Consider the following 16,894-nt stretch of genomic DNA (forward strand, 5'->3'; position numbering starts at 1 on the left):
GTCGCAGGCCGCACCGGCCCGCTTCGACATCGGCTCTTAGCACGCCGGCGTAAGGCCGGCGACGCCCTGCCGCCGCCACCCATTGACACGCCTGCAAACCGACGGTTATCGTTTGATAACCAAATCGCTCCCGCCGGTCGCGGAGCGGCGGCGGCGCCGAGCGGGTCGGCATCGCCGCCGGGCAAAAACACCCGCAAGGGACAACGCCATGCCGGAGAGCACCCCTGTCTCCGTCCTCATCGTCGGCGGCGGGCCTGTCGGCCTCGCCACCGCCCTGCTGCTCGACCGCTTCGGCATCGACAGCGTGGTCGTCGAGAAGAGCCCCACCACGACCGATCACCCCAAGTCCCGCGGCTGCTGGGTCAGGACCATGGAGATCTTCCGCCAGTGGGGCATTGAGCAGGCGATCCGCGACCGCGGGCTGCAAGACAGCTCGGACGTGTTCGTGTTCCTGGACAGCATTGCCGGGCACGAATACGGCCGCACCCGCCCCGAGCCGAACCTCGGCCACACGCCGGCGTGGAAGAGCCTGGTCGCCCAGGATGCGGTGGAGGAGGAGATCCTCAAGGTCGTCGAACGCTCTCGCCACGCGCGCGTCCTGTTCTCGACCGAGTTCGTCGGCTTCGAGGAGACCAACAGTGGCGTGCGCGTGGAGACGCGGGCGGCGGACTCGGGCGAGCCGACGGTGTGGACCGCACGCTACCTGATCGCCGCCGACGGCGCCGGCAGCAGCACCCGCCGCGCCGCCGGCATCGACATGATGGGGCCGGCGACGCTCGCGGTGATGTCCAACGAATACTGGCGGGCCGACCTGTCGCACCTCGCCGTGGCGCGCGAGGCAGCGGGCTTCATGGTCGTCCCCGATCGCCCCGACGTGCCGCGGGCCGGCATCCTCAACACCAACGGCCGCGACCGCTGGCTCACCGTCACGCAGATCGGCACGATAACCGACGAGCGGCCGCGCCCGTGGACGGACCAGGAGTTCGTCGAGATCGCCCGCGCCCACGCGGGCATCCCGGACCTCGACGTGACGCTGATCAACCGCTCCACCTGGCGGGTCAGCATGCAGGTGGCGGAAACCTTCCGGAAGGGCCGCGTGTTCATCGTCGGCGACGCCGCCCACCGCTTTCCGCCGACCGGCGGCTTCGGCCTCAACTCCGGCGTCCAGGACGCCCACAACCTCGCCTGGAAGCTGGCCTTCGTGCTGAAGGGCAAGGCCGACGACAAGCTGCTCGACAGCTATTCGTCGGAGCGGCGGCCGGTGGCGCAATCCAACGCCGCCTTCAGCTTCGGCAACCGGCTGCGCATCGGGCTCACCGACGACGCCGTCCGCTCGCGCAACCCCGACCGCATCCGCTTCTGGATCAACGACATGGACAACCACCTGCACAGCATCGGCCAGAACCTTGGCCATTGCTACGAGGACGGTGCCGTGATCCCGGACGGCACCGTCGGCAAGGCGCTGAACTCCCGCACTTACACGCCGACCGACCGGCCCGGCGGCCGCTTCCCGCACCTGTGGCTCGATTTGGCGCGCCAGCACTCCACCCTCGACTGGTTCGACAAGGATTTCGTGCTGGTGGCGGGCCCCGCCGCCGACGACTGGATGACGGCGGCCGGCGATGTCGCCGGCAAGCTTCAGGTTCCGCTCAAGGCCGAGCGCCTGCCCACCGCCGACCCGGCCGACGGCTTCCAGATCGGCCTGCGCGGCGCAGCGCTGGTGCGGCCCGACGGCCATGTGGCCTGGCGCATGCCGTGGACGCCGCCCAACCCGGCGCAGGAGCTCGCCTCCGCCGTCACCACCCTGCTGCACTGACCGGCCGGAGGAGAGACGCCATGCCCCATGTCGAGACCAACGGCATCGCTGCCTTCTACGAGCGCTCCGGCGACGGCCCGCCGCTCGTGCTGTTGCACGGCGGCGAAGCCGACCACCACATGTTCGACGCCCTCACGGCCGAGCTGGCGCCGCATCTGACGGTGATCGCCTACGACCAGCGCGACAGCGGCGCCACGCGCAATGGGGCGGCACCCTACGGCCTCGCCGACCTCGCCGATGACGCGGCGGCCCTCATCGCGGCACTCGGCCTGTCGCGCGCGGCTGTCTACGGCACCTCGCTCGGCGGCCTGATCGCCCAGGCGGTCGCCGCGCGCCACGGGCCGCGGGTCGAGCGGCTGATCCTCGGCAGCACCTGGCGCGTGGGCCGAAGCCCGCTCGAGGTCAATGCCGAGGCCTTCCGCACGATTGCAGCGTTGCGCGCCGATACGGCAGCCAACGCGCCGAAAATCGCCGAATACTTCTTCCCGCCCGAATTCACCGCGGCGCGGCCCGAGGTGATCGAGATCTTCCGCAGCGGCGGCCGCGACGAGGGCCAGCGCGCCCGGCGCGGGGCGCTGGCGCTCACGCCGGCAGAAGCGCCGCTCGGCGGCTTCACGGCGCCGACGCTGCTGCTGGCCGGCGCCGAGGACCGGCTGATCCCGCCCGCCGCCACGTTCGCGCTTCAGGCGGAGCTGCCCCAGGCCGAAGCGCGCGCGCTTGCCGGCGTCGGCCACGTCGGCGCCATCCAGGCCCCGGCGCAGGTGGCCGCGGCCATCCTGGCGTTCATGGCGGCATCCGCCTCCTGACGTCGGGCGGAGCGCGGTGAACCTGAACAGATGATGTGTCGTACGCTTTGTTTCTTAGTCGATGGATGGCCGGGTCAAGCCCGGCCATGACGCCGGAAGTGTTAGCGCCTCACCTTTGAGCCGTCATGGCCGGGCTTGACCCGGCCATCCATCTACTTCGAATAAACCTAAAAATCGCACAAATAAAACGGGAGGAGACCATGGCCACGACTTCGTCGGGCGACTTCGACGCCGCCCCCCTCACCCCCAGGTTCTGGACATCGATCGTCATCTTCATGCTGACCGGCGTCGTCGACTTCTTCGATTTCTTCGTCGTCGCCTTCCTGGTGGCGGTGCTGGCGCCGCAGTGGCATCTCACCTTCGGCCAGACCTCGATCATGCTGCTCAGCGCCGGCGTGGGCGCCATGGCGGGCGCGGTCGCCTGGGGGGCGCTCGCCGACCGCTTCGGCCGCAAGCTCCTGTCGATCCTGGGTGTGGTGGTCTGCGCCCTGAGCTCCGGCGCCATCGCCTTCATCCCGGACAACGCCTGGATGCTGTTCTGCGTGCTGCGCTTCTTCGTCGGCTTCGGCCTCGCCGCTGCGGCCACCGCCGGCTTGCCGCTGATGGTGGAAATGACGCCGACCCGCTACCGCACGCTGCTCACCAGCCTCGCCGCCGTTCCGGTGACGTTGGGCATCCTCTCCGCCTCGATCCTGTCGGCGCTGCTGCTGCCGGCGCTCGGCTGGCGCGGGCTCGCCGCGCTGGGCTTCCTGCCCATCGTCCTGGCCCTGCTGACACTCGTCGTCGTGCCGGAATCGGCGCGCTGGCTCATCAGCCGCGGCCGCACTGCGGCGGCGCGGCGGACCATCGCCCGGCTGCACCGCATCGACGCCGACGCGATCGTGCTGCCGCCGCCACCGGCCGCGCCGCCGGCACGGCGCTTTCGCGACCTCCTGGTCGAGCCACGTCGCTTCTGGCTCGTGGCGCTCACCTTTCTCGGTGCCAGCGCCGCCAACTACGGCGTCTTCCTGTGGGGGCCGACCATCGTCGCCCTGCTGCTCGGCGTCGGCGCCAAGGACGCGGCCCACGTCTTCGTCTACGTGGGCCTCGCCGGCATTGTGGCGCGCGCCGGCTTCGCCGTGCTCGCCCAGCGCATCGGCCGCCGCCCATGCGGCCAGATCATGGGCTACGGCACGGCGATCGCGCTGGCGCTCGCCGCCATCTTCCACGGCGCCTTCATCGGCGGCGTGCCGGTGTTCCTGATCTGCCTCGTGGTCGGCGCCGTCTTCTTCGACGGCGGCTTCGCCAACCTCGCGCCCTACCCGGCCGAGGTCTATCCGGTGGAGCTCAGCGGGCGCGCCGTCGGCCTGTCGCAGCTCGCCAACGGCCTCGGCAAGATCGTCGGGCCACTCTGCCTCGCCCTCATCGCCGGCGCCGACAATTACGTGGTGCCGAAGGCGACCGCCGACGCCGTGCTGCCGGCCTTCCTATTCCTGGCCGCCTGCGGGCTCATGGTCGGTCTCGCCTATTCGCTGCTCGGCATCGAGACGCACGGCCGGCCGGTCGCGCTGTTCGAGGCCGATGCCGCCCCGGAGAGCCCGGCACGGCCGGCGCCGGCCGTGCCCGCCCATCCCTGATCCGAGCGAACGAGGAGAGCCGCCGATGCTCCTGCCGACCCAATCCTCCAGCGGGCCCAGCTTCGACCTCGCCCGCCTGGACCGACTGATGGACGAGCACCGCATCGACGTGCTCGTCGCCACCTCGCGGCACAACGTGCAATACCTGCTCGGCGGCTACCGCTTCTTCTTCTTCGACGTGATGGAAGCGATCGGCCTCAGCCGCTACCTGCCGGTGTTCGTCTACCGGAAGGGCCGGCCGGACGAGACGCTTTACGTCGGCAACCGCATGGAGGGCTTCGAGCGCGAGCACGGGCGCTTCTGGACGCCGCACGTGCGCACCTCGTCGTGGGGCACGCTCGACGCCATCGGCACCGCGCTCGAGCACATCGCCACGCTCCAGGGCGTGCGCACCATCGGCGTGGAGCCGGGCTTTCTGCCGGCCGACGCGGCCCGGCGGCTGGCCGACGCTGCCGGCCCGACGCCCCTTGTCGACGCAACCTTCACGCTGGAGCGCCTGCGCGCGCTCAAGTCGCCAGCGGAGCTCGCGCTGGTGCGGGAAGCCTCGGAGCGGGTCGTCGCGGCCATGCAGGCGGCCTTCGCCGCCTGTGCCCCCGGCATGAGCAAGGCCGACATCGTGGCACGGCTGCGCCGCGAGGAGCAGCAGCGCGACCTCGTCTTCGAGTATTGCCTCATCGCCGCCGGCGCGAGCCACAACCGCGCGCCCTCGCCCCAGCGGCTCGCGCCCGGCGACATCATCTCGCTCGACTCCGGCGGCACCTACGGCGGCTACATCGGCGACCTCGCCCGCATGGGCATCCTGGGCGAGCCCGACGCCGAGCTCGTCGACCTGCTCGCCGTGGTGGACGAGGTGCAGCAGGCGGCCCGTGCCGCGATCCGGCCCGGGGCGCCGGGGGGCGACATCGTCGCGGCGGGCGAAGCGGTGGCGCGCCGCTCGCCCCACGCCGCAGCGCTCGACTTCACAGCTCACGGCATCGGCCTCGTCAGCCACGAGGCGCCGCGTCTCACCGACCACGGCCCGGTGCCCTACCCCGCCACCGACGCCGACCGGCCGCTGGAACCGGGCATGGTGATCTCGGTGGAAGCGGCGCTGCTGCATCCGCGCCGCGGCTACATCAAGCTGGAGGATACGCTCGCCGTCACCGCCACGGGCTGCGCCGCCTTCGGCGACGATGGCCGCGGCTGGAACCGAGCCGGCCGGCCGGCCGACTCGGCCTGACGAGCCCATGGCGTTGGTCGACGCCGCCGGCGGCGTCCGGCTCTGGACGGAACGCATCGGCCACGGCGCGCCCCTGCTGGTCATCACGGGCACCGGGGCGGACCTGCGCAAGCGGCCGGCGCCGCTCGACTGGCCGCTCGCCAGCCGTTTCGCGCTGCTCGCCTACGACCAGCGCGGCCTCGGCCGCAGCGACAAGCCGCCGGGCCCCACCACCATGGCCGACTATGCGGCCGACGCCGCCGGCCTGATCGAGGCGACGGGCTGGCGCCGCGCCCACGTCATCGGCGTCTCCTTCGGCGGCATGGTCGCCCAGGAGCTGGCGATCCGCCGGCCCGAGCTCATCGACCGCCTCGTGCTGTGCTGCGCGTCGCCCGGCGGCGCCGGCGGCTCGTCCTATCCGCTGCACGAGCTGGCGCACCTCGATCCGCTGGCTCGTGCCCGGCGCATGGTGGCGGTCGCCGACACGCGCCGCGATGCCGCTTGGGCCTCGGCCAATCCCGAAGCCTTCGCCCAGCTTGTCGCGGCGGCTGCCGCCGACCCGTTCGGCCACGAGCCAGGTGCGGCCGGCGGCCGGCGCCGGCAACTCGCGGCACGCGCCGGCCACGACGCCTGGGAGCGGCTCGACCGCATCGACGCCGAGACGCTCATCTGCGCCGGCCGCTACGACGGCCAGGCGCCGCCGGCCAACCAACTCAATCTGAAGGAGCGCCTGCGGGACGCCACGCTGCGCTTCTATGAGGGCGGCCACGGCTTCCTGCTGCAGGATCCGGCGGCCTTCGCCGACATCGCCGCGTTCCTCGAGGGCGGGCGTGAAGCGCTGCTGTCCTAGCCTGGTCCCGGGCCGCCGCTCTCCGGTGCGCAGGCGACATCTTCGGGAGCCGACATACCGATCCCGAAAGGCAGAAAATGCCTGCTGTTGCGCGTGACGACCGTGAGTTCATGCGCTTGCGCAATCCCGGCGATAATGGCGTCCGCCATTGCGGGAGCGTGCCCGCTGGCTACCGCACGAGCTTCCAACCTCCCTGAAACAGCTGCGGTATCTGCATCCAGCCCAAGAATTTTGTCGCCGTAGCCCGCGATCAGGCCGGCCAGCCAGGCTTTCAGACCTGCCGCCTTCGCTGTTGCGCCCTTGTGATCGAGCAGGGCTATCCCCTTTTCGATTTCGTGAACGGTGACGACCGACAGAAAAATCCGGCCTTCGCCGTCCATGCGCTCGAGCCAATCGAGGAATGGCGCCGGGGCATCAGGCGCCGATGGCGAAAGCATCGAGACGACGTTGGTGTCGAGCAGGAATCCACTCAAAGCTCGACATCCCGGGACGGGCTGCGATTGCGCTCAAATTCGCCACCAGGAAAGGTCCGCAAGTAGGCGGCGAGGCCGGGGCGCGTCCGTCCGAGTGCCTTGCGCGCGATGTCCGCCGCCTCGACCGACACCAGCACGGCGGCAGGCTTGCCGTGACGGGTGATCGTCACGAACTCGCCCCTGATGGCTTCATCGACGAGACCGGAAAAGCGCGCCTTGGCGTCTTTCAGACTGACGGTGGACACAGAGGCTCCGCGTTGATGTGGTCACATGTGACCACAATAGACTGTCGAGCGGTGGCGCTCAATCCCGCTCCGAGGGCATCGCCTTCAGCGCCGGCTGTGAACAAAACAGGAAACATGATTCAGTCGCCTGCAGCAGCCAGCCGATTCGGAGCCCATGTCCCTCGCCTACCTCGACAAGCTCAATCCCGAACAGCATCAGGCCGTGGTGCACGGCACGGCGGCCGACGCCGCAGCGCGGGGCGGCCCGCTGCTGGTCATCGCCGGCGCGGGCTCAGGCAAGACCAACACCTTGGCCCACCGCGTGGCGCACCTGATCGTCGGCGGCGCCGATCCCCGGCGTATCCTGCTGATGACCTTCTCGCGCCGCGCCGCCGTGGAGATGAGGGCGCGCGTCGGGCGCATCGCCCGCCTGGTCATGGGCGAGCGGGCCGACGTCATGACCGAGGCGCTCGCCTGGGCCGGCACCTTCCACGGCATCGGCGCGCGCCTCCTGCGCGAGTATGCGGCCGACATCGGGCTCGATGCGGCCTTCACCATCCACGACCGGGAGGATGCGGCGGACCTGATGAACCTGGTGCGCCACGATCTCGGCTTCTCCAGGACGGAAAGCCGCTTTCCCCTCAAGGGCACCTGCCTCGCCATCTACTCGCGCTGCGTCAACGCCGAGGCGCCGGTCGAGGAGGTGCTGCGCGCGGCGTTTCCCTGGTGCGCCGCCTGGGCCGGCGAGCTCAAGCAGCTGTTCGCCGCCTACGTGGAGGCCAAGCAGGCCCAGAACGTGCTCGATTACGACGACCTGCTGCTCTACTGGGCGCAGATGATCGGTGAAGCGGAGCTCGCCGGCGAGATCGGTGCCCGCTTCGACCACGTGCTGGTGGACGAGTACCAGGACACCAACCGCCTGCAGGCCTCCATCCTGCTGGCGCTCAAGCCCCACGGCGACGGGCTGACCGTGGTGGGCGACGATGCCCAGGCGATCTACTCGTTCCGGGCCGCCACCGTGCGCAACATCCTCGACTTTCCCCGCCACTTCAGCCCGCCGGCCCACGTCGTCACGCTCGACCGCAACTACCGCTCCACCCAGCCGATCCTGGCCGCCGCCAACAGCGTCATCGGGCTGGCGCGCGAGCGCTTCACCAAGAACCTCTGGAGCGAGCGGGCGTCGTCTCGCCGCCCGCAGCTGGTCGCCGTGCGCGACGAGGCCGATCAGGCGCGCTGCGTGGTCGAGCGCGTGCTGGCGCAGCGCGAGGACGGCACCGCGCTGAAGCAGCAGGCGGTGCTGTTCCGCGCCTCCCACCATAGCGGTCCGCTGGAGGTGGAGCTGACGCGGCGCAATGTGCCCTTCGTCAAGTTCGGCGGCCTGAAGTTCCTCGACGCGGCCCACGTCAAGGACGTGCTGGCGCTGCTGCGCCTGGCGGAGAACCCGCGCGACCGCGTCGCCGGTTTTCGCGTGCTGCTCTTGATCCCGGGCATCGGCCCGGCCTCGGCCCAGCGTGTGCTCGACCAGATGGCCGACGCGGCCGATCCGGCGGCTGCGCTGGCGAGCGTGCCCGCGCCGCCGCGCGCGGCTGCCGATTGGCCGGCCTTCGTCTCCGCCATCGCAGACCTGCGGAGCGGCGGCGCCGGCTGGCCGGCGGAGCTGGAGCGGGCGCGGCAGTGGTACGAGCCCTACCTGGAGCAGCGCCATGAGGACGCCGTGGTGCGCCGCGCCGACTTGCTCCAGCTCGAGCAGATCGCCGGCGGCTATCCCTCGCGCGAGCGCTTCCTCACCGAGCTCACGCTCGATCCGCCCGATGCGACCAGCGACCAGGCCGGCCCGCCGCTGCGCGACGAGGATTACCTGATCCTGTCGACGATCCATTCGGCCAAGGGTCAGGAGTGGCGCTCGGTCACCGTGCTCAATGTCGTCGACGGCTGCCTGCCGTCGGACCTCGCCACCGGCACCGCAGCCGAATTGGAGGAGGAGCGCCGCCTGCTCTACGTCGCCATGACGCGGGCCAAGGATGAGCTCGCCCTCGTCGTGCCGCAGCGCTTCTTCGTTCACGGCCAGGCGGCGCTCGGCGGCCGCTACGTCACGGCGACGCGCACCCGCTTCATCCCCGACGCGCTGACGCCGCTGTTCGAGCGCGTGAGCTGGCCGCTCGCTGCTGCCGCGCCTGCGCCGCGCGCGCCAGGAACCGGCGTGCGCGTCGACGTCGGCGCCCGCATGCGCGGCATGTGGCGCTAGAGCATGTCTCGATCAGATGGAATCATCTGATCGAATAGACATGCTCCAAGTCTTTGAATCTGGATCGCTTCTCACCGATCGAGTGGTTCCACTCGACCGGGAAGGGCTCTAGCTGCCGAATGTCCCCAGCGTCCGCATGAGACAGGAACCAGCTATCCCGATCTTGCGGCGGCCAAAGGCACCTGTCGGTCGAGCACCTGTCGGTCGGCCGCGTGGCTCTCCTCGCCGCGACCTGGCGCTGCGCGGCGCGCGTCCTTGAAGGAAACGAGCTGCCGCCCCCGCTCGTCCCACAAAGTCCTTCGCACACACCCCAGGCTTTGCAGCAGCGTGATCCGTCCGACGGCGGCGAGCTGCGGGTGATCCCGCAACACGTCCGGCAACCGGTAGTAAGGGATCCGGCTGCAGAGATGATGGACGTGATGGACCCCGATGTTGCCGGTGAGCCAGCGCAGGACACCCGGCAGGTCGTAGTGGGAGCTGCCATGCAGGGCGGCTTCGTGAAAGCTCCAGGCCTCGTCATGGGCCCAGACGGTGTCCTCGAACTGGTGTTGAACATAGAACATCCAGACACCGATCGACGCGGCCAGAACCGTGATCGGCAGGTGCACGAGCAGGAACGGCCCGACGCCGACCAGCCAGATCATCGCCGCGACCAGGATCGCGATGCCGATGTTGGTGCCCATGGTGCTCAGCCAGGGTTTCCAGCCGCCCCGCATCATTCCGACCGGCAGACGATGCCGGAAGATGAACAGATACGTGGGCCCCACGCCGAACATCACGACGGGATGCCGATACAGACGATAGAGAAGCTGACGCCAGCGGGGCAGCGCCAGAAACTCGCGCACCGTCAGCGTGTCGATATCGCCGATGCCCCGGCGATCGAGATTGCCGGAGCTCGCGTGGTGGAGCGCATGGCTGTGCCGCCAGAAATCGTAGGGAGTGAGGGTCAGGACACCGAGGACGCGGCCGACCCAATCATTTGCGAGACGCCCACGAAAGAACGATCCGTGGCCGCAGTCGTGCTGGACGATGAAGAGACGGACGAGGAAGCCCGCGGCGGGGACGGCGAGCAGCAGGGCAATCCAATATCCGCCGGCCAGCGCCCACACCATCAAGAACCAGATGAGGGCGAAGGGCACTGCCGTGACAAGCAGCTCGAATACGCTGCGCGCGACATTCGGCTCACGGTAGCGGGCGAGCAGATGCGCCAACGCGCGGGACTCGGCTTGGCGATGATTCATTGACGCGTGTTCCTTCGCGGCAGGCGTCCGATCGGGCAGGCCCCGCATGACGTCGACCATTTGGCATCGGGCCCCATACGCCATGAGCGCCGCGAGGAGCTGCGCACGGCCGCAACGACCAAGGCATCGCGATGATGCTGGCTCATGCGAGATGAAACGGCATATGACTGGGGCGGTATCTTGTGCTGTCGCACGCGGCCTCTTGTGCGTCAAGCCGATCGGGGAGCAAGGGCAGCGCCCTCACCTCTCGAAGCAGTGCCTACACCTGGAGCGACGGACGCTTCGCTGGAATCGGAGCTGCCGCTCTTGCTCTTTGTCTAAGCATTGGATGGCCCTAAACAGGTGGCCACTTTTGGGCCCGACGCTCTAGACTGCGGTCGACACATGTTCAGACTGTGGTCGACACATGTTCATATGTGTCCAACCCGGCGCGGCACGTCGGTCTGCTCCTCGACGTGTGAGAGCCCTGGGTCTTGATGGCCGGCTTGTTCGCTGACCTTACGAGACGGGAACCAGCTGCCTGATCCTCTCGCGGTCGGCGATCTCGACGCGGCGGTAGCTCAAGCTGATCAGACCCTGCTGCTCGAATTCCTTGAGGATCCGGTTCGCTGTCTGCCGCGTCGCGCCGATCATCATGGCAATGGCATCCTGGGTGATGTCGGGCGCCGGCCGTGGTGGAATGGCGGCCCGGGCTTCCCAGTCCATATGCAGCAGCGCTTCGGCCAGGCGCACGCGGGCCGGGCGCGTGGCGAGCGCCTCCAAACGGGCGAAGAGGTCACGGGCGTGGCCGGCCATCCTCGCGGCGAAGCACTCCCAGAACCGCGGCTCGCTCTCGACGATGGCACGGAAGGCATCGTGCGACAGGTGCAGCAGCCGCGTGTCACCGGTGGCGGTCGCGGTCTGCACGCGTGGGCCGCCGTCGAGCTCCGACAGTTCGCCGAACCAGCTCGGCACCTGCTTGACGTAATAGATGCCGCAGATGCCGCTGGCGTTGAAATGGGACATCTGCACCGAGCCGGACAGGATGGCGAACAGGCCCGTCGGGCCGTCGCCGGCCAGGTAGATGTTCTCCTGGTCGCGGCGCTGGATGACCCTGCCGCGCTCGACGATCATCGTCTGAAGCGCGAACGGCAGACCGGCGAACCAGCGGTCGGCCCCGAGCTGGGACATGAGGTCCATCGCGCGCCCCTTCGATCCAGAGCGGAAGAGCAAGAACTGGAGAGCAAAAATTGGAGAGATTGTAAACTAGGCGACTGTCTGCGCCGCAGATAGCGCTACCTTTGTCAGCGAAGCTTCGTGCGGCGACCAGCCAAGATCGTGCCGGGGCGAACGCGCCGCGCGATAAGCGGATCCGGACGGAGGAAACCATGCCTGCCCAGAGCGCCCTGCGGGCTCAAGCCGCTGATGTGCAAGCCCCCGATGTGAAAAACCTCGTCTCGGCCGAGGAATGGGCGGTTCGCGTCGACCTCGCCGCCTGCTACCGGCTGATCGCCCACTTCGGCTGGGACGACCTGATCTACACGCACCTGTCGGCGCGGGTTCCCGGCCCCGAGCACCACTTCCTGATCAACCCCTTCGGCATGATGTTCGCCGAGGTGACGGCCTCGAGCCTGGTCAAGATCGATCAGCAGGGCGAGATCGTGCTGCCCACGGGCTACGGCATCAACAAAGCCGGCTTCGTTATCCACGGCGCCGTGCACGAGGCGCGCGAGGACGCCAAGGCGGTGCTGCACACCCACACCACGGCCGGGGTTGCCGTCTCGGCGCAGAAGTGGGGCCTGCTGGCGATCGGGCAGACGTCGATGACCTACACCGACGACATGGCCTACCATGAGTATGAGGGCATCGCGCTCGAGATGGACGAGCGCACCCGCCTGGTCGCCGACCTCGGCAGCAAGAACAACATGATCCTGCGCAACCACGGCCTGCTCACCGTCGGCCGCTCGGTGGCCGAGGCGTTCGTGCGCATGTTCTTCCTCGAGAAGGCCTGCGCGGCGCAGATCGCTGCGCTCAGCGCCGGCTACGACAACCTGTATTTCCCGCCGGCGGCGGCCCAGGAGACGGTGACACGGCAGGTCTCCAACCGCGACGCCATCGGCGGGAGGCTGGAATGGCCGGCGCTGCTGCGTCTGCTCGACCGGCAGGACCCGTCGTACCGGACCTGAGCCGGGCGCCGCGGCACGCGGGGCGAGGGCCGCGGCCCTTGCCCGTCACATTCACATAAAGATCATCGGGAGGACGTGATGATGGACCTCACACGCCGCGGCGTGCTGGGCACGGGAGCGGCTTTGCTGGCGAGCAGCGTGGCGCGGCCGGCGCTGGCGCGCCCCTACAAGGATCCGGGCGTCTCCGACACCCTGATCCGCATCGGCAGCACGGTGCCGTTCAGCGGGCCGGCCTCGGCCTACGGCATCATCGGCACGTCGGACAAAGCCTATTTCGACATGGTCAACGCCCAGGGCGGCATCAATGGCCGCAAGGTCGAGATCATCGCCCTCGACGATGCCTACTCGCCGCCCAAGACGGTGGAGGCGGTACGCCGGCTCGTCGAGCAGGAGGAGGTGTTCTGCATGTTCAACAATGTCGGCACCGCCGCCAACAGCGCCGTCTCGAAATACCTCACGGCCCGCAAGATCCCGTCGCTGTTCATCACGTCGGGCGCCTCCAAGTGGGGCAACGCCCAGGAGTATCCCTGGACCATCGGGTTCCAGCCGCCCTACAGCGCCGAAGGCCAGATCATCGCCCGGCACATGCTCGACACCGTCGGCAACCCCAAGGTGGCCGTGCTGATGCAGAACGACGATTTCGGCAAGGACTACTTCAACGGCTTCGTCGCCGGCCTCGGCGGCCGGGACCGGATCGCCGAGGTGGCCACCTACGAGATCAGCGATCCCACCGTCGACTCGCAGATGGTCAAGCTGAAGGCTTCGGGCGCCAACGTGTTCTTCAACATCAGCTCGCCGAAGTTCGCGGCCCAGTCCATCCGCAAGGTGGCGGAGATGCAGTGGAAAGTCGTCCACTACATGAACAGCACCAGCATCTCGATGCCGACGCTGCGGGCCGCGGGCCTGGAGAATTGCCAGGGCATGATCTCGATCAACTACATGAAGGACCCGACCGACGCCAAATGGCGCGACAGCCCGGACTACAAGGCCTGGCTCGCCTGGATGGACACCTACAACACGTCGGTGTCGAAGACGGAGAACGTCACGGCCTTCTGCTTCGCCGTCTCCTACACCCTGCACCAGGTGCTGCTCGCCTGCGGCGATGAGATGACCCGCGAGAACGTCATGAAGCAGGCCTTCAGCATCCACGACCTTGCGGCGCCGATGCTGCTGCCGGGCGTCAAGGTGCAGACGTCGGCCGACGACCACTATCCGCTGCAGACCGTCTACCTCATGAAATTCGAAGGCGAGACCTGGTCGCCGTTCGGCGAGCCGATGACCGCCAAGGCCTGACCGCCCGTCGGGGGGCCGTACAGATCGAGGGGGGGCACGCCGCCCCCCGGCAGCTCGTCGCGCGCGGACGAAACCGCTGGTTCGGAAGACATGTTATAGATTCAAGGAGTTGAACAACGCTCATCCACTCGGAATGATCTCGTTCAATCAAGAACTATTCTAACGACGAGGCGGACTCGAAATATTTCGTGCGCGGCTCCGAAAGCGGATGGAACCAATGCTCCGCTCCGGCATTCCTCCCCGTGGACATCCGGGAGGATTGCGCCTTGTACAAGCCCCATCATTTCAAGCCTGACGAGGCCCACCACCTGGGGATGCCGCCCGGATGGTGGGTGATGGAGAAGAACCGGCCGGTGATCGGGCCGTACAGCACCAAGGACGCGGCCCTGGCCTGGATCGCCCGGCGCCGCGCCGAGAAGGCCACGCCGCCGAACGCATCGATCGCCGGACGCAACCGCCCGCCGCGCATCGAATGGGCGCGCAGCCCGCTGGTGTGACGCTGCGGCCACGACGATAGGGAACGCGCCCAGGGCTCAGCCATTGGCGTCCGGGCGCCGGGAGCAGTTCGCCCCGCCGACATTCGAACCAGGGCCAACACGACCTTCACCAGCCGCCGTCGTCCGAGCGGCGCAGTTCGACCAGGATGTCGAGGTGGTCGGCGCCGTCGGTGGCCCTCGTCGGGGCGGCGCGTCTGCCCATGCTCAGCCGAGACAGAACTGTGGCGCGCCTCAGAAGTCGAGCTTCTTGTCCCGTTTAAGCTGATCCACGACCCGGCGAACCGCCAGCCCCTGCCTGCTGCCGTGGACGATCAGCACCAGCGAGAGCGCTACGAAGATCGCCAGGAACAGGGCGAAGGCGTTCCACAGCAAGGGATAGAGCGGATCGGCGGAGGCCTTGTCGAGCATCCTGAAGGCGATCAGCGTCACCGCGACGACGAAGCCGACGACGACCACGTTGACGACGTAGGTCGGCCAGTTGAGGAGCTTGTCGATCTCCACGGCGCACTCGCGCATGGCCTTCTTCTCGTCGGTGACGCCGGCGTAGGAATTGAGGTCGCACTTGGATTTGACCGCCAGGATGTCGCGCACCCACTGGCTCAGCTGCAGATAGAAGAAGCTTCCGAGCAGGCTCGACAGCGTCAGCATCAGGCCGACGACGGACAGCGGGTTGGTCGCATTCATCGAGCCGTCCCCGCCTGTTGCGCCAGATGATCGAGGAGCGCCACCACGACCTGGCAGCGTATGCGAAGGGTGACCTCCTGGACGAAGGACGACAACAGCTTCGGCGGCCGTATGGGACGGGCGGGGTCGGCGGGCGCCGTGCGGATATCCTCGTACAGCACCTGCAGCTCCTCGTACGCGGGCCGGGTCAGCACGATATCGAACTCCTGCGACGGGCGGTCGTCCACCGCCTTGCGCGCGTCGGCCTCCACGTCGGCGAGGCGCGCCAGCAGTTCGCGGCGCGCGCCGGCTCGCCAATGGCCGGCGCGGCGCGCCAGCAGCAGGCGCGCCAGATAGCGCGCCTTCGGCAGCGGCAGGGCGTAGCGGCCGTAGAGCTTCGTCGGATTGGGCGCCTCGTCGGGAAACAGGGTTTCCTCGACGCTGGCGACCCAGTGCTCGGTCGCCTGCGACATCGTCTCGAAGCGCCTCTCGTTGGTGAGCCACTCGAGAAAGTGCGTGCACGCCAGTTCGGCGAGCGCCTTCGCCGTCGCCTCCTCGTCGGGGCGGCCGATCTGGAGGGCGGCGAGCGCGGCCGCGAGCCGGTCGTCGCTCACGTCGATCGTGATCTGCATGTCAGCCCTCCCGTTGCCGGCAGCGTCCCGCGGGCACGCGACAGCCCGATGACCCTACGTCAGCAGCGTCCGCCCGTCTCACGGCCGCCCCAGCCGGGCGTGAGCGCTCGCCGGGCTCTCGACCTGAACGGTCACATGCTTCACGCCGAAGTCGTTGAGCACCCTGACGACCGCCAGCCTGGCCGTCTCGGCATCGGCGGCGCCGGTCAGCACGACGTGCGCCGAGCCCTGCGTCTCGGCGTTGTCCGTCGCCCACAGGTGCAGGTCGTGCACATCCCTGACGCCGGCCACGTCCATCAGCGCCGTCCGGATCTCAGGTATCGACAGGCTGGTCGGGATGCCGTTCAGCAGGGCGTTCGTCGCCTCGCCGACCAAGGTCCAGGCCCTGGGGGCGACCCAAAGCGCGATGGCGATGGCAATGAGCGGGTCGATCCACGGCCAGCCGGTCAGCCAGATCAGGACGCCGGCCACGATGACAGCGACGGAGCCGAGCACCTCGATGACGGCGTCCCAGACGGTGCGCCCGGGCTCCGCCGCATCCGCCAGCAGGCGCATGCATATGAGATTGACGATCAGCCCGCCTGCGGCCACGGCCACCATGCCGGGCACCCCCACCGGCTGAGGGCTGAGCGCGCGCAGCACGCCTGCGTAGATGACGTAGAGGGCCACGGCGAACAGGAGCACCGCGTTGCATCCCGCCGCCAGGACCTGGAAACGCCGATAGCCGAACGTCCGCCGGTCGGCGGCGGACTGCCGGCCGACGCGAATCGCCGCGAGCGCGATGGCGAGCGCGGAGGCGTCGGCGAACATGTGGGCCGCATCGGCCAGCAGCGCCAGGCTGCCGACGACGTAGGCCCCCACGAGCTCAACGAGGAAATAGCCGGCCGTCAGCGCGAGCGCCATCGGCAGCCGTCCACCATGAGCCCCGGCCGCATGATCCGGCGCATTCACATTGTCCGTCGGCGTCATCACAGTTTCCCTCGGGGCGCAACGAGGCCCGCCCGCTCGCCAGCCTGCATTACGGCAATGTAACTTTCATGCCAGCGCCGGGACCTCTAAGCCGTTGTCGTTGCGGGCACGACGGGAGTCGAGCGCCACCTTGCAGGCATCGGCAGCGGACCGGAGCGAAGCCGGACAGGAAAGGCACTAGCGTGACGATCGGTTCGTCGCATCGG

At 68.9% G+C, this 16,894-nt stretch carries 16 protein-coding genes; 9 read left to right on the forward strand and 7 right to left on the reverse strand.

What is annotated here, in order from left to right; all coding sequences use genetic code 11:
- The first annotated feature begins 208 nt into the window (after positions 1-208).
- The 5 genes from ACZ5PO_RS34630 (at position 209) to ACZ5PO_RS34650 (ending at position 6,286) form a co-directional block, all read left to right on the forward strand.
- Positions 209-1,816: an FAD-dependent monooxygenase gene (locus ACZ5PO_RS34630; protein ID WP_464187253.1), complete on the forward strand. Its 1,608-nt coding sequence runs from the start codon at positions 209-211 to the stop codon at positions 1,814-1,816.
- Positions 1,817-1,836: 20 nt separating this feature from the next.
- A complete protein-coding gene (locus tag ACZ5PO_RS34635) occupies positions 1,837-2,622 on the forward strand; it encodes an alpha/beta fold hydrolase (protein ID WP_464187255.1) in 786 nt (261 codons plus the stop codon).
- Positions 2,623-2,822: 200 nt separating this feature from the next.
- Positions 2,823-4,238, forward strand: a complete 1,416-nt coding sequence (locus ACZ5PO_RS34640) for an MFS transporter (protein ID WP_464187256.1) — start codon at positions 2,823-2,825, stop codon at positions 4,236-4,238.
- A 25-nt stretch (positions 4,239-4,263) separates the two neighbouring features.
- Complete coding sequence (locus tag ACZ5PO_RS34645; protein ID WP_464187257.1) at positions 4,264-5,457, forward strand: M24 family metallopeptidase; 1,194 nt, start codon at positions 4,264-4,266, stop codon at positions 5,455-5,457.
- A 7-nt stretch (positions 5,458-5,464) separates the two neighbouring features.
- Positions 5,465-6,286, forward strand: coding sequence for an alpha/beta fold hydrolase (locus ACZ5PO_RS34650; RefSeq protein ID WP_464187258.1), 822 nt, complete (start codon positions 5,465-5,467; stop codon positions 6,284-6,286).
- Here the strand turns inward: ACZ5PO_RS34650 and ACZ5PO_RS34655 are convergent.
- Both ACZ5PO_RS34655 and ACZ5PO_RS34660 read right to left on the reverse strand, forming a co-directional pair.
- On the reverse strand, positions 6,283-6,759 hold the full coding sequence (locus ACZ5PO_RS34655) for a PIN domain-containing protein (RefSeq protein ID WP_464187259.1): 477 nt from the start codon (positions 6,757-6,759) through the stop codon (positions 6,283-6,285). The genes ACZ5PO_RS34650 and ACZ5PO_RS34655 overlap by 4 nt on opposite strands.
- Positions 6,756-7,004: a type II toxin-antitoxin system Phd/YefM family antitoxin gene (locus ACZ5PO_RS34660; RefSeq protein WP_464187260.1), complete on the reverse strand. Its 249-nt coding sequence runs from the start codon at positions 7,002-7,004 to the stop codon at positions 6,756-6,758. Before ACZ5PO_RS34660 ends, ACZ5PO_RS34655 begins: the two co-directional genes overlap by 4 nt.
- A 154-nt stretch (positions 7,005-7,158) precedes the next feature.
- Between ACZ5PO_RS34660 and ACZ5PO_RS34665 the strand changes: the two genes are divergently transcribed.
- Entirely contained in the window at positions 7,159-9,228 is a 2,070-nt protein-coding gene (locus ACZ5PO_RS34665) for an ATP-dependent helicase (protein WP_464187261.1), read from the forward strand.
- Between the two features lie 152 nt (positions 9,229-9,380).
- Here ACZ5PO_RS34665 and ACZ5PO_RS34670 read toward each other — a convergent pair whose 3' ends face one another.
- Together ACZ5PO_RS34670 and ACZ5PO_RS34675 are read right to left on the reverse strand one after the other, a co-directional pair.
- Entirely contained in the window at positions 9,381-10,469 is a 1,089-nt protein-coding gene (locus ACZ5PO_RS34670) for a fatty acid desaturase (protein ID WP_464197156.1), read from the reverse strand.
- A gap of 498 nt (positions 10,470-10,967) precedes the next feature.
- The gene (locus ACZ5PO_RS34675) at positions 10,968-11,648 is read right to left on the reverse strand and encodes a Crp/Fnr family transcriptional regulator (protein WP_464187263.1); all 681 of its coding nucleotides are present in this window, start codon (positions 11,646-11,648) and stop codon (positions 10,968-10,970) included.
- A gap of 188 nt (positions 11,649-11,836) precedes the next feature.
- Here ACZ5PO_RS34675 and ACZ5PO_RS34680 point away from each other — a divergent pair, with 188 nt between their 5' ends.
- From ACZ5PO_RS34680 to ACZ5PO_RS34690, 3 genes are all read left to right on the forward strand, one after another.
- The gene (locus ACZ5PO_RS34680; protein ID WP_464187264.1) at positions 11,837-12,634 is read left to right on the forward strand and encodes a class II aldolase/adducin family protein; all 798 of its coding nucleotides are present in this window, start codon (positions 11,837-11,839) and stop codon (positions 12,632-12,634) included.
- A gap of 78 nt (positions 12,635-12,712) precedes the next feature.
- Positions 12,713-13,927, forward strand: a complete 1,215-nt coding sequence (locus ACZ5PO_RS34685; RefSeq protein ID WP_464187265.1) for an ABC transporter substrate-binding protein — start codon at positions 12,713-12,715, stop codon at positions 13,925-13,927.
- Between the two features lie 266 nt (positions 13,928-14,193).
- Positions 14,194-14,424, forward strand: a complete 231-nt coding sequence (locus tag ACZ5PO_RS34690) for a hypothetical protein (protein ID WP_464187266.1) — start codon at positions 14,194-14,196, stop codon at positions 14,422-14,424.
- Positions 14,425-14,655: 231 nt separating this feature from the next.
- Here the strand turns inward: ACZ5PO_RS34690 and ACZ5PO_RS34695 are convergent, their stop codons facing one another.
- The 3 genes from ACZ5PO_RS34695 to ACZ5PO_RS34705 form a co-directional block, all read right to left on the reverse strand.
- The gene (locus tag ACZ5PO_RS34695) at positions 14,656-15,108 is read right to left on the reverse strand and encodes a hypothetical protein (protein ID WP_464187267.1); all 453 of its coding nucleotides are present in this window, start codon (positions 15,106-15,108) and stop codon (positions 14,656-14,658) included.
- Complete coding sequence (locus ACZ5PO_RS34700) at positions 15,105-15,719, reverse strand: hypothetical protein (RefSeq protein WP_464187268.1); 615 nt, start codon at positions 15,717-15,719, stop codon at positions 15,105-15,107. The genes ACZ5PO_RS34695 and ACZ5PO_RS34700 overlap by 4 nt, the downstream gene beginning before the upstream one ends.
- Before the next feature lie 78 nt (positions 15,720-15,797).
- The gene (locus ACZ5PO_RS34705; protein ID WP_464187269.1) at positions 15,798-16,688 is read right to left on the reverse strand and encodes a cation diffusion facilitator family transporter; all 891 of its coding nucleotides are present in this window, start codon (positions 16,686-16,688) and stop codon (positions 15,798-15,800) included.
- Positions 16,689-16,894 lie beyond the last annotated feature (206 nt).

The sequence above is a fragment of the Chelatococcus sp. KU-N122 genome (genome assembly GCF_055391085.1).